At 56.9% G+C, this 12,647-nt stretch carries 9 protein-coding genes; 6 read left to right on the top strand and 3 right to left on the bottom strand.

What is annotated here, in order from left to right; translation table 11 throughout:
• Window positions 1-6: 6 nt before the first annotated feature.
• The 6 genes from D0C27_RS07995 (at window position 7) to gcvH (ending at window position 10,515) form a co-directional block, all read left to right on the top strand.
• Window positions 7-1,785: an autotransporter assembly complex protein TamA gene (locus D0C27_RS07995; protein WP_060186267.1), complete on the top strand. Its 1,779-nt coding sequence runs from the start codon at window positions 7-9 to the stop codon at window positions 1,783-1,785.
• Window positions 1,785-5,843, top strand: a complete 4,059-nt coding sequence (locus D0C27_RS07990) for a translocation/assembly module TamB domain-containing protein (protein WP_137430723.1) — start codon at window positions 1,785-1,787, stop codon at window positions 5,841-5,843. The genes D0C27_RS07995 and D0C27_RS07990 overlap by 1 nt, the downstream gene beginning before the upstream one ends.
• A 128-nt stretch (window positions 5,844-5,971) precedes the next feature.
• Window positions 5,972-6,535, top strand: coding sequence for a dCTP deaminase (dcd, locus tag D0C27_RS07985; RefSeq protein WP_009461128.1), 564 nt, complete (start codon window positions 5,972-5,974; stop codon window positions 6,533-6,535).
• A 9-nt stretch (window positions 6,536-6,544) separates the two neighbouring features.
• Window positions 6,545-8,818, top strand: coding sequence for an arginine/lysine/ornithine decarboxylase (locus D0C27_RS07980; protein ID WP_009461127.1), 2,274 nt, complete (start codon window positions 6,545-6,547; stop codon window positions 8,816-8,818).
• A 6-nt stretch (window positions 8,819-8,824) separates the two neighbouring features.
• Window positions 8,825-10,054, top strand: coding sequence for an NAD(P)/FAD-dependent oxidoreductase (locus D0C27_RS07975; protein WP_137430722.1), 1,230 nt, complete (start codon window positions 8,825-8,827; stop codon window positions 10,052-10,054).
• Window positions 10,055-10,140: 86 nt separating this feature from the next.
• Window positions 10,141-10,515: a glycine cleavage system protein GcvH gene (gcvH, locus tag D0C27_RS07970; RefSeq protein WP_021446974.1), complete on the top strand. Its 375-nt coding sequence runs from the start codon at window positions 10,141-10,143 to the stop codon at window positions 10,513-10,515.
• Window positions 10,516-10,686: 171 nt separating this feature from the next.
• Here the strand turns inward: gcvH and D0C27_RS07965 are convergent, their stop codons facing one another.
• Genes D0C27_RS07965 through D0C27_RS07955 form a run of 3 tightly spaced genes read right to left on the bottom strand, consistent with a single transcriptional unit; the run spans window position 10,687 to window position 12,408 of the window.
• A complete protein-coding gene (locus D0C27_RS07965; protein ID WP_035271262.1) occupies window positions 10,687-11,181 on the bottom strand; it encodes a dihydrofolate reductase in 495 nt (164 codons plus the stop codon).
• A complete protein-coding gene (locus D0C27_RS07960; RefSeq protein ID WP_009461123.1) occupies window positions 11,178-11,978 on the bottom strand; it encodes a thymidylate synthase in 801 nt (266 codons plus the stop codon). Before D0C27_RS07960 ends, D0C27_RS07965 begins: the two co-directional genes overlap by 4 nt.
• 7 nt (window positions 11,979-11,985) lie before the next feature.
• Complete coding sequence (locus tag D0C27_RS07955; protein ID WP_170978555.1) at window positions 11,986-12,408, bottom strand: OsmC family protein; 423 nt, start codon at window positions 12,406-12,408, stop codon at window positions 11,986-11,988.
• Window positions 12,409-12,647: the final 239 nt, after the last annotated feature.

The following is a 12,647-nucleotide window of genomic DNA, read 5'->3' as shown; positions in this document are numbered from 1 at the left end:
GTACGTATGCGCAAATCCGGCTTTTGCCTGTTGTTTTCGATAGTCCTGAGCCCTGCAGTATGGGCTCAGTCTTCCGTTCCCGATGTCATTATTGATCCGGGGGGCGTGCCCCCCCAGGCGCTGAAAGAAATTCAGCGCGCGGTCAGTGCCATTACACGTTTGGCGGAAGACCAGGACTTGGGAGAGGTCTCGCGTCTGCGGCGCCGGGCTCACGATGCGACCGTCTCCGCCTTGCAGACTCAGGGTTATTTTGATTCTGTAGTCACGCTGGAGGTGGGCGAGGATTCCAGCGGTGAATATTGGGATATCATTATTCAGCCGGGCGAAATCACGCGTGTACGAGACATTGCCCTGGACTTCAAAGGCAAGATTCAGGAGCCGGAATACCAGGTGCGTCTGGAAGGGATCAAAGCCAGCTTTCCTTTGAAAGTGGACGATCCCTTTTTGAATTCGGTCTGGTCCTCCGCCAAATCGGATCTGCTGGAAAGCGTACAGCGCCAGGACTTTTACTACGCTCGTTACATAGACACGCGGGCGACCGTATTGGCCGATGAAGGCGTGGCCGACCTTTCCCTGAAAGTGGATAGCGGGCCGAGGGTTCGCATGGGGCCGCTGGAAACCACTGGCCTGAAGCGAGTTCCCCAGTCTCTGGTAGACCGCTATGTGCGCTATACCCCCGGTGATCCTTACGATCAGGACAAGCTGGACGAGTGGCAGCAATCTTTGGCTGCCACCACTTTTTTCCGGGGTGCCTTTGTCACTCTGGATGAAGAAGCCGGCAAAAAGAAAGAGCTTCCAGATGGTGATGTAGAACTGCCTGTACGTGTACGGGTTACAGAAGCGCCATCCAGGCAGTTCACCGGCTCCTTGGGTTTTGACAGCGACCACGGTGCGCGTGTTGAGGCCTTGTATCGAAAGAATATTGTGTTTGGCCTGCCGATCTGGACCGAGGCCGGTATTGGCGTGGATAAAAAACGTCAGCGGGCCTTTTATGACATTCACTTGCCGCCCACCATTAGCGGCTACAAGAACAGTTTTGGTGTCTTGTACGATCGTTCCGACATTGAAGGTTTGGACACGGAGCGGGCGGCCCTGGGCTGGAAGCTGCGCCAGGAACGACAGGCAGCGGGCAATAGCCGCGTGGAATATGAAACCGAATGGGGCTTACTGGGCGCCTGGGACAAGACCAAGATTTCCGGTCTGCCCACCCGTGAAACACCTTCTGCCATTGCAACCTGGCAATGGCTGCGTCGAGACGTAGACAAGAAGTACGATCCGCGCGAAGGCAATCTGATTGATTTCGGCGTAGGTGCCGGTGTCACGCTGGACAAGGGCGAGACCTTTTACCGCAGTAATTTGCGATTGCAGCAGTGGTGGCCAGTTGGGGAGCGGGATATTTTGTCCCTGCGGGGTGAAATCGGTAAGGTTTGGCGCATGACGGACCGCACACCGCCTGACTTCGGTTATCGCACCGGGGGCGCTCGCAGTGTCCGTGGTTACAAATATCAAAGCATTGGCCTTCGACAAGGCGACGCCGTGGTGGGTGCGCCAGCCATGGCCGTAGCTAGTGTGGAATACACGCACTTTTTCACCAGCATGTATGGCATGCGAGCTTTTGTTGACGTGGGTGATGCTGCGCCCAGCTTTGGTGATATGGATTTAGCCTGGGGCTACGGTTTGGGTGCGGTGGTGCGCACCCCTGCTGGCCCTTTCAATCTTGATCTGGCCTATGGTCAGCGAGACAAACGCGTACGTTTGAGCTTTTCTTTGGGAATCGCATTTTAATGGCTTGGGTTCGGCGCTGGTTCCGATATTTCGCTTTGTGGGGCATTCCCTTTGTGGTGATTGCCCTGCTGCTTGTTTGCGGCTTTGTGTATTGGGTGCTGGCCAGTCAGGCCGGTACAAGCTGGGCCTTGCGCACGGCTTTGCCCTATGCGCAGGGCAGCGCCCAAGGCGTGCGCGGAACCATTTGGGATGGCTTGAGTATCGACCACCTGGTGCTGGGCTTGCCGGACACCCATGTGGATATCGAGCGTTTGCGCTTGCAGGCCAACTGGAAAGAACTGTGGGAACGCCGCCTGCACGTGGTAGAGCTTAGTGCTCAGAAAGTGGATGTGGCCTTGACCTCCTCGGACGAGCCCAAGTCCGATGAGCCCTTCACAATGCCCGAGCTGCCTATCAGTATTGCCGTGGACAAGCTGGCTTTGGGGCAGTTCTTGTTAACGCAGGATGGCACGCCCTTGCCGGTCGCGATTGCGGATTTGTCTTCGGCACTGGCGTTGGATTCCGACAGCGCGCAGCTTCGACTGTACGATTTGATGGTGGCTAATGAGTCCATCCGCGCTGGTTTTCAGGGTGAGGTGGAATTGGCGGGACTGCAAGCGCCTTACCCGGCACGAGCCGATATTCAAATCATTGCTCGCGGTTTGACGGCCGATTCGCCTATTTGTGCGAAACAGTATTTGCCTGCTTATGCAGAGCCGTCGAAATCCGGCAAACCTGCCGAGAAGGCAGTAGTCGATCGGTCCAAACAAACAGCCACTGTTGAAACGGCCAAGACCAGTGCCAAGGCTGCAATAACACAGCAAGGTCAAGCTGAGGCCAGCGCCCCGAGTCATGCAACTCCTGCCAGCCCGCCAGTCGATCAGCCCGTAGACGCCCATGGTGTCGCCGGAGTCATCAGCTCCGAGCCCGAGGGTAGTACGGGTCTTGGCGATGAAGAACGTATCCAGGAACCAGTTGCTGTTCCTGAGCCCGAGCCTTTGCCCGATTGTGTGGTCAACGCTCAAATCACCTTGAATGGCTCTCTGGAACAAGCCACCTTGCTGCTTAACGGTCAGGGCCAGGGCTATAGCCTGGACGCCAGCGCAGAATTGAGCCCGCTGGATTCCGTGCCAGTGCGTCAGGCCAAGGTGGCGGTGAAACTGCCGGACGAGTCCTCGCTGGATGCAGACTTCGCCTGGGATGCCACGCAGGAAGGTGTGCACGTTCAGGATCATTTCAAAGGTCAGTTCCGCAGCGACAAGCTGGATCTGCATGCCTTGTTGGGCGATGTGCTGCCCGACGCTCTGATCAATACCCAAGGCCAGTTCGATGTGGTCTTGGCGGATAAAGAACAATTGCTCTCCGCGGATGTGGATGTGCAGCTTTTGCAGGGCAGTCGCTGGAACAAGCAGGCCGCTATCGGGCAGATCAAGGCAAAAGCGTCGGCTCCGGCTCAGCCGGGCCAAGCGGATTGGTGGCGTTTGCTGTCGGTTTCGGATGTGCTCACCGATATGAAGATCGGGGATAACCAGGTTCAGTTGAAAGGTGGTTTTGGCATGTCTGGCAAGGCCGAGCTGGATTTGCTGGCGAAGATGCCTCGTGCCGAGCAACTGTGGCCTGGCCTGGAGCTGGGCAAGGCGTCGGCAGAAGGGCAGTTGCGTGGCGATATTGCTCATCACACCCTGCAGTTGAAGGGCCAGTACGACTTGGGCGGCAAGGCCAAGGGGCAGTTGGGCCAAGGCATGGCCGAGGCCGATCTGGCGCTGGAAGGTGGCTGGCATTTTGCCGATCAGGGCAAGGCCGCGTATTGGGATGGCAAGGTAAACCGTTTGGTGGCCGACCATGCCGGTTTGATCGTGCGTTTGCAGTCGGCACTGCCTGTGCGTTTTACCGATGCTCTGCGGGCGCCGGAGCCTCCTGTTCAAGTTGCCACAGCAGAGGCCAAGGACCAATCCAAGGTTGAAGGTGATGTAGCAGGCCAGGTGGCCGCCAAGGAAGAAGGAGCGGCTCAGGCCGGTATAAATCCTGAAACTAAGGGCAGCCCCGATACTAAGCCTGCTGCTGCGGCCAATGCTGCTCCGTCTGCTTCATTGGCAGCAGAGCAAGCGAAGGCACAGGCTGGCGTTCCCGAAAACGCAGCCGATAAAACAGCAAACGCTCCCAAGGCACCCGAGCCTTTGGCTCCCTGGTCAGTGCGAGTTGGTGCCGGTACGTTGAGCACCACAGTTGATGGCGAACCCTGGATCAATCTGCGTCATCAGGAATCCACTTACCAGCCTGGACAATGGGCCAGCCGTGGTGAGTTGTTGGATCTGGTGCTGTCCGAGCCTCGCATCGCGCGCTTGCTGCGTAAAGTCGGCGTAGAAGAAAACGCTGACAAGGCCAAGGGTGGCGTCAAGATTGCCAAGAACAAGAAAACCCAGCCGCCCGAAATTGATATCAAAGCGCGCTGGGACCTGAAATTTAATGGCGCCTTGTCCGGCCAGGTGCGCGTCGACCGCGTGGCGGGGGATGTACAGGTTTTTGCTGAGCCGCCCATGTCCCTGGGGCTGGAAGATCTGAGTATCGTCATCAATGCGAAACCTACCTCGGCCACGACCAGCCGTCTGGATGCTCAGATGGATGTGCGTACCAAGGAAATGGGTTACGTCACAGCCAAGGCCCAGACTCCCCTTCACGGGCTGGCCTTGAATGAGAACGATCGCAAAACGGTCAGCATACAAGCCAATATTGATGACTTGAGCTGGACGCGCCTGTTCCTGGGCGATGCCATGGAGCTGGGCGGTCGCTTGAATGCAGACGTGAATATTGATGTGGGTGCGAAATGGGCCTGGACCAGTCGTGGCACGGTAAGGGGCCGCGAGTTGCGTTTCACACGTCTGGATGACGGCATCCGTCTAATTGACGGTCAGTTGGATGCCCGTTTCGATGGTGACATTTTCCGCCTGGAGTCCTTGACGTTCCCGGCTCGCCCACGAGTAGAGCCGCAGGAATGGCGTACCGCAACCTGGCTGAAAGAGAGCCCGGACGCCAAGGATGGCAAGCTGACTGTGTCGGGGCAGTGGAACCTGAGCACTCAGCAAGGGGCCTTTGACGTGGATATTTTCCGCTTCCCGATTCTGCAGCGCTCCGATCGTTACGCCATGATGTCCGGCAATATCAATCTGGACATGGAACTGCCGCGTATTGCCATTACCGGCAAGGTTGTTGCTGATGCGGGCTGGTTCAACCTGGACATGTTGGGTGGTATTCCCACTGTTGATAGCGATGTGGTGATTGTGCGGGCAGGCGACGAACCGGCTTCCGAGCCTTCCCAGGCTGCAACCGACATGAGCATGGAAATTGATGTGGATCTGGGGCCGCGTTTTTACCTGACGGGTTACGGCGTGAACTCCGGTCTGGTTGGCAGCCTGAGGGTCACCATGATCGGCGGCAAGTTGACCGGCATGGGTGCCTTGCGCACTCGTGGCGGGCGAATTGAGCTCTATGGTCAGAAGTTGCTGCTCAAGCGCGGAACCGTGACCTTCCAGGGTGACATTACCTCGCCTATTCTGGACATCGAAGCCTTGCGTACCGGTCAGGCAGTAGAGGCAGGTGTTAAGGTAGCCGGTACGGCTCGCAAGCCCAGAATTGATTTGGTGTCCTACCCGGAAGTCAGCGAAGTTGAAAAACTGTCCTGGCTCCTGCTGGGCCACGGGCCGGATGATTCTGGTGGTGACATGGCCTTGCTGCTCAGTGTCGGGACGTCCTTCCTGGGCGATGGCGAGCCCTTCTACCGCAAGTTCGGGATTGATGAAGTGGCCATGCGCTCGGGCGACCTGGGCAGTGCCGGTAGCATTTTGCCGGTGGAAAGTGTGGTCAAATCCCTGAACAGCGGCACCAGCAACGAAGAGCGCAAGTTTATTGCGATCACCAAGGCACTGACGGCGGATATTTCCGTTAGCCTGGAGCAGGCCATGGCCGATACCGGAACGGTGGGTCGAGCCAGCTACCGCCTGGCACGAGGCCTGACGGCTGAGGTCAGCGCCGGTACGGTAAACGGTCTGGCCCTGATTTACCGCTGGTTCTCGAAGGATTGATGCGGGCTTGCCCGGCGCAAAGCGGGCAGAGAATTGTGGCGCAAATGACATATTTGCGCCGCAATTGGCTTGTGTGTGTATCTAAACGATAAAATAACCGGTTACTGATTTAAGGCGGCTAATTTCTTATGAGTATCAAAAGCGACCGTTGGATTCGGCGGGCTGCTGCCCAGGGCATGATCGAGCCTTTCGAACCAGGCCAAGTGCGCAATGTAGACGGACAACGTATCGTCAGCTACGGCACCAGCAGCTATGGCTACGATGTGCGTTGTGCCAACGAATTCAAAATTTTCACCAACATCAACTCGACCATCGTGGACCCCAAGGCTTTCGATGAAAAATCCTTTGTGGATTTTGTCGGTGATGTGTGCATTATTCCGCCCAATTCTTTCGCGCTGGCCCGCACGGTTGAGTACTTCCGTATTCCTCGCAGTGTGTTGACCATGTGTCTGGGCAAGAGCACCTATGCCCGTTGCGGCATCATCGTGAACGTGACTCCGCTGGAACCCGAGTGGGAAGGCCACGTCACCCTGGAGTTTTCCAACACCACCCCGCTGCCAGCCAAGATTTACGCCGGTGAAGGGTGTGCACAGATGTTGTTCTTTGAAAGCGATGAAGTGTGCGAAGTGTCGTACCGCGACCGCGGCGGCAAATATCAAGGTCAGCTAGGCGTTACCCTGCCTCGTACCTAGGAGTTCTGGATGAAGTTTCGTTTTCCCATCGTCATCATCGACGAAGACTACCGTTCCGAAAATACGTCGGGCCTGGGCATTCGAGCCCTGGCCTCGGCGATAGAGGCCGAAGGCGTAGAGGTTCTCGGGGTCACCAGCTATGGTGACCTTAGTTCTTTTGCGCAACAGCAAAGCCGCGCGAGCGCCTTCATTTTGTCGATTGATGATGAGGAATTCGATGTGGATTCCCCGGAGGATGTCGCCAATGCGATCAAGAACCTGCGCTCCTTTATTGGCGAGCTGCGGTTCCGCAACGAGGACATCCCCATCTATCTGTACGGCGAGACACGCACCTCGCAGCATATCCCCAACGATATTTTACGCGAGCTGCACGGCTTCATTCACATGTTTGAGGACACGCCCGAGTTCGTGGCGCGTCACATCATCCGCGAAGCCCGCTCCTACCTGGAAAGCCTGGCGCCGCCGTTTTTCCGCGAGCTGGTCAAGTACGCTTCTGACGGTTCCTATTCCTGGCACTGCCCAGGGCATTCGGGAGGCGTAGCCTTTCTGAAAAGCCCGGTTGGCCAGATGTTTCACCAGTTTTTTGGTGAAAACATGTTGCGTGCCGACGTCTGTAATGCGGTCGATGAATTGGGCCAACTGCTGGACCACACCGGCCCGGTGGCCGAGGCCGAGCGCAATGCTGCCCGTATCTTCCATGCCGACCACTGCTTTTTCGTGACGAACGGAACGTCCACGTCCAACAAGATCGTCTGGCACGCCAATGTGGCCAATAACGACGTGGTGGTAGTGGACCGTAACTGCCACAAGTCGATCCTGCACGCCATTACCATGACGGGCGCTATCCCAGTGTTCCTGCGCCCCACGCGCAACCACCTGGGCATTATTGGTCCCATTCCACAAGACGAATTCCTGCCGGAAAACATTGCGCGCAAGATCGAGGCCAATCCCTTTGCCAGCAAGGCCAAGAACAAGAAGCCCCGTATTCTGACGCTGACGCAAAGTACTTACGATGGCGTGATCTACAACGTGGAAATGATCAAGGAGACTCTGGATTCCAAGATCCCCACGCTGCATTTTGATGAGGCCTGGTTGCCGCATGCGGCGTTCCACGATTTCTATCACGACATGCACGCCATTGGTGCGGACCGTCCGCGCACCAAAGACACCATGATCTACGCCACGCACTCCACGCATAAAATGCTGGCTGGCCTGTCGCAGGCGTCCCAGATTACGGTGCAGGATGCCGAGAACCGCCCCTTGGACCGCAACGTGTTCAATGAAGCCTACCTGATGCACACCAGCACCAGCCCGCAGTACGCGATTATTGCGTCCTGTGATGTGGCGGCGGCCATGATGGAGCCGCCTGGCGGCACCGCATTGGTCGAGGAAAGCATTTGCGAGGCCATGGACTTTCGTCGCGCCATGCGCAAGGTGTCCAAGGAATACGGCGAGAACGACTGGTGGTTCAAGGTTTGGGGACCGGACAATCTGCCTGAAGAAGGCATAGGCGAGCGTGACGACTGGATTCTGCGCTCCGATGCGGAGTGGCACGGCTTTGGCAAGTTGTCGACCAACTTCAACATGCTGGACCCGGTCAAAGCCACGGTAGTGACTCCTGGCCTGGATATTTCCGGCACCTTTGCTGAACAGGGTATTCCTGCCGCTCTGGTCTCCAAGTATCTGGCCGAGCACGGCGTGGTAGTCGAGAAAACCGGCCTGTACTCCTTCTTTATTCTGTTCACTATTGGCATCACCAAGGGCCGCTGGAATACCTTGTTGACCGCCTTGCAGCAGTTCAAGGACGATTACGACCGCAATCAGCCCATGTGGCGCATTTTGCCGGACTTCTGCAAGACTCAGCCTACCTACGAGCGCATGGGTTTGCGTGACCTGTGTCAGCAGATTCACCAGGCCTATCGCAAGTATGATCTGGCCCGTCTGACGACCGAGGTGTACCTGAGCGACATGGTTCCCGCTCTGAAGCCTTCGGATGCCTATGCCAAGATGGCGCACGGCGATATCGAGCGCGTTGGCATTGACGAACTGGAAGGCCGTGTGACGGGTGTCTTGCTGACGCCTTACCCCCCAGGCATTCCTTTGCTGATTCCTGGCGAACGCTTTAACTCGCGCATTGTGGAGTACCTGCAATTTGCGCGCGAGTTCAATGCCCGCTTCCCTGGCTTTGAGACCTATGTGCATGGACTGGCGCAGGATATCGGCCCTGATGGACTGCCACGCTACTACGTAGATTGTGTGCTTGAGTCTGAAACCAACGAGTAAATCCGCGTGATCCCTTTTTTTGATGTTGCCGTCATCGGCGCAGGTGCGGCCGGAATGATGGCTGCCAGTATCGCAGGCCAGCGTGGCCTGCGAGTGGTACTGATTGATCACGCTGAAAAGCTGGCCGAGAAAATCCGTATTTCCGGTGGAGGGCGCTGCAACTTCACCAATACGGGCACCTCGCCCGAGAATTTTCTGTCCAAGAACCCGCATTTTTGCCGTTCGGCCTTGGCGGGCTATACCCCCCAGGATTTTCTGGAGCTGGTGCGGGAGTACCGCATCGGCTTTCATGAAAAGCACAAAGGCCAGTTGTTCTGTGATGACTCCAGCGAGTCCATCATCCAGATGCTGCGTCAGGAGTGTTTGAAAGGGCAGGTGTCCTGGCGCATGCCCTGTTCGGTGCAGTCCATCGGCCGTACCGAGGATGGCTTTGTGCTGCGCACCGGTCAGGGGGATTTGAATGCCTTGCAAGTGGTGATTGCCACGGGCGGCATGGCGATTCCGCAGCTGGGTTCCACGGACTATGCCTTGCGCGTGGCGCGTCACTTCGGCTTGAAAGTGATTGAGCCACACCCCGCTCTAGTCCCTTTGACCTTTGACGGTCGGGATTGGAAGCCATTTTCTGCCTTGAGCGGCATGGCTTTGGAGGTGGAAGTCAGCACAGGGCAGGGCAAGCAACGCCAGGCCTTTCTGGAAGATCTGCTGTTTACGCACCGTGGCTTGTCCGGGCCGGGTATCTTGCAGATCTCCAGCTACTGGCAGTCGGGCGAGAGCATTAGTGTGGACCTGGCTCCCGGTCAGGACATCGCGCAACAATTATTGGATCTGAAGGCGGGTAACCGTCAGCAACTGGTCACTGTCTTGTCGACCTTGTGGCCGCGCCGTCTGGTCGAACAATGGCTGGATACCTCGGACTTGTTGCCCAAAGGCGTGGGACAGCAACGTCTGGCTGATCTGCCGGATCGCGTGTTGCGCACGGTGGGACAGGTGATTAATGGCTGGGAGTTGAAACCTAGTGGCACCGCAGGCTATAAAAAGGCGGAAGTGATGAGCGGTGGCGTGGATACACGCGAGCTAAATCAGAAGAGCATGGAAGCGCGTAAAGTACCTGGTCTGTACTTCATCGGTGAAGCGGTCGATGTCACCGGCTGGCTGGGCGGGTATAACTTCCAATGGGCCTGGGCGTCGGCAGCAGCGTGTGCACGTGCTTTGAAGGCACAGGCAGAGCAGGGTTAAGTATGCGAGCAGGAAGGGCAGTGGGCATGGTCTGCTGCCGTTTCTGAAATCATCGGAATTGTTGGCTGGTCAGTCAGGGAGGCGATATGCAGCTGCCAGGAGATAGAAAGTACGTGGTAAGCCACGAGTGGGCCAAAGATGAAGACGGTGTTGTGCTGGTTGGCATTACCGACTTTGCTCAAGATCAGTTGGGCGACCTGGTGTTTGTGGGTGACTTCACCCCAGGGACGCGTCTGGCTGCGGGTGCTACAGCGGGTGTGGTGGAGTCGGTGAAGGCCGCCTCCGACATTTACGCGCCTGTGGCGGGCGAGCTGGTGGAGTTCAACCAGGCCTTGTCCGATGCACCGCATCTGATCAATGAAGCTCCATTTGATACCTGGATTTTCAAGCTCAAGGCTGACAATCCTGCTGATCTGCAAGGTTTGCTGGATGGCCCTGCTTATGCCGCGGTGGCTGAGTAAGTTCAGATATTGAGTTAGCAGGAATACGCCTTGGTCTTGCCTGATTTCGGCGGACTGATCGCAAAAAAGGCCTGAATCCGTGTCATCGGATTCAGGCCTTTTATTTGGTTTCGAGCCTACGCGGTTAAGCGTGCAGTGAGATGGATAGCTTGGGCCAAGTAGCCGGTTTTTTTAACTACGGCGGCGGTACGTCACGTAGTCGTAAGTGAAACCGTTTTCCTCAGGCTGAGGCAGGCGCTCCACTTCTTGCCACTCTCCGGTAGGCAGTTCGGGAAAGAACGTATCGCCATCCACATCAGCCTTGATCTCGGTTGCGATCAGTTCCTGCGCCACAGGCAGGGCCAGACGGAAAAGCTGTTCGCCACCAATCACACAAGCGGTTTCAAAGCCGGGGCAGGCTGCCAGGGCTTCGTCCAGATTGCTGAATACCTGCGCACCTTTTGCCTGGTAATCCGCATTGCGGCTGATCACCAGATTCGGGCGGCCGGGCAAGGGGCGGCCCAGAGACTCCCAGGTTTTACGGCCCATGATGATGGGCAAACCCATGGTTACGCGTTTGAAGTGCTGCAAATCGGAAGGCAGGCGCCAGGGCAGGTCATTGTCCTTGCCAATGCAGCGATTGGCCGCATAGGCAACGACCAGGCGAATGAAAGGAGTGGAACTCATACGGCAACCGGCGCCTTGATGTGGGGATGAGGATCGTAGTCGGTGATTTCGAAGTCTTCGTACTCGTAATCAAACAGACTGGCAGGTTTGCGCTTGATCGTCAGCTTGGGGTAGGGGCGAGGTTCGCGCGAGAGCTGTAGCTCTGCTTGTTCGAAGTGGTTGGAGTACAGGTGGCAGTCACCACCGGTCCAGATGAAATCACCTACTTCCAGATCACATTGCTGCGCCATCATGTGAGTCAGCAAGGCGTAGCTGGCGATATTGAAGGGCACGCCCAGGAAAATATCGGCACTGCGCTGGTAGAGCTGGCAAGACAGCTTGCCGTCTGCCACATAAAACTGGAACAGGGCATGGCATGGGGGCAGGGCCATCTGGCCCACATCCGCTACGTTCCAGGCCGAAACAATCAGGCGACGTGAGTCGGGATTCTTGCGGATCTGTTCCACCAACTGACTGATCTGGTCGATATGACGGCCATCGGGAGTGGGCCAGGAACGCCATTGCACACCATAGACCGGGCCCAGATTGCCGTCCTTGTCGGCCCATTCGTCCCAGATGGAGACGCCGCGCTCTTGCAGCCAGCGCACATTGGACTCACCACGCAAAAACCACAGCAACTCAATAAAGATGCTGCGGGTATGCAGTTTCTTGGTGGTGATCAGCGGGAAACCCTGCGACAGATCGAAGCGCATTTGGTGGCCAAATACCGAGTTCGTGCCGGTGCCGGTGCGGTCCCCTTTGGGAGTGCCTTGGGTGTAGACCAGGCGCAGCAGGTCTTCGTAGGGATACAGGGACATGGTGGCCTCAGGCTTGCTGAATGTCGACGGAATAGGTGATCTCGGCTGTTTTGCCCAGCATGGCCGAAGCGGAGCAGTACTTGTCGTGCGACAGTTGTACGGCACGCTCAACGGCGGCCTGGGGCAGGTCCTTGCCAGTGACCACAAAAGTGAAGTGAATCTTGATAAAGACTTTGGGGTCGGTGTCGGCGCGTTCGGCCGTCAGCTTTACCTGGCAGCCGGTAATGGCGTGACGACCACGCTTGAGGATCAGCACCACGTCGTAGGCTGCGCAGCCACCGGCGCCGGTCAGCAGCATTTCCATGGGGCGTGGAGCCAGGTTATTGCCGCCACCTTCGGGTGCACCGTCCATGGCCGTCACATGACCACTGCCTGTACGGGCAACGAACAACATTCCGTCTTTGCCGCCCCAGTCGATTGTGCATTCCATATGAATTCCTTTGTTTGCAGTGCGAGCCAAGACTCGTCAGTAGATTGATAGCGGTGATTGTACTTTTTGATGAGGGCTGTGTCGCGCCTGGATGGAAACCAGGTTTAGCGTGATTTGATGCGGATTCTTGCAGCTTTATTGCTAATTGAAATGTGAAGCCCGGATGTGGGCCTGGTTACTTCTCAGGGCATCTGATGGTGGCGGATGTGGCACCCGTATAAGAAATTCCATATGGACAA

This window comes from Alcaligenes faecalis (assembly GCF_005311025.1).
In the GTDB taxonomy this organism is placed as follows: Bacteria; Pseudomonadota; Gammaproteobacteria; order Burkholderiales; family Burkholderiaceae_B; genus Alcaligenes; species Alcaligenes phenolicus.
This window is presented reverse-complemented; position numbering and strand designations above follow the sequence as displayed.

What these genes read in the sequence shown, in the direction of transcription:
- D0C27_RS07990 (WP_137430723.1), top strand. Translation starts at nt 1,785, where the DNA reads ATGGCTTGGGTTCGGCGCTGGTTCCGATATTTCGCTTTGTGGGGCATT.
- D0C27_RS07955 (WP_170978555.1), bottom strand. Translation starts at nt 12,408, where the DNA reads ATGGAATGCACAATCGACTGGGGCGGCAAAGACGGAATGTTGTTCGTT.
- D0C27_RS07995 (WP_060186267.1), top strand. Translation starts at nt 7, where the DNA reads ATGCGCAAATCCGGCTTTTGCCTGTTGTTTTCGATAGTCCTGAGCCCT.
- dcd (WP_009461128.1), top strand. Translation starts at nt 5,972, where the DNA reads ATGAGTATCAAAAGCGACCGTTGGATTCGGCGGGCTGCTGCCCAGGGC.
- D0C27_RS07960 (WP_009461123.1), bottom strand. Translation starts at nt 11,978, where the DNA reads ATGTCCCTGTATCCCTACGAAGACCTGCTGCGCCTGGTCTACACCCAA.
- D0C27_RS07980 (WP_009461127.1), top strand. Translation starts at nt 6,545, where the DNA reads ATGAAGTTTCGTTTTCCCATCGTCATCATCGACGAAGACTACCGTTCC.
- gcvH (WP_021446974.1), top strand. Translation starts at nt 10,141, where the DNA reads ATGCAGCTGCCAGGAGATAGAAAGTACGTGGTAAGCCACGAGTGGGCC.
- D0C27_RS07965 (WP_035271262.1), bottom strand. Translation starts at nt 11,181, where the DNA reads ATGAGTTCCACTCCTTTCATTCGCCTGGTCGTTGCCTATGCGGCCAAT.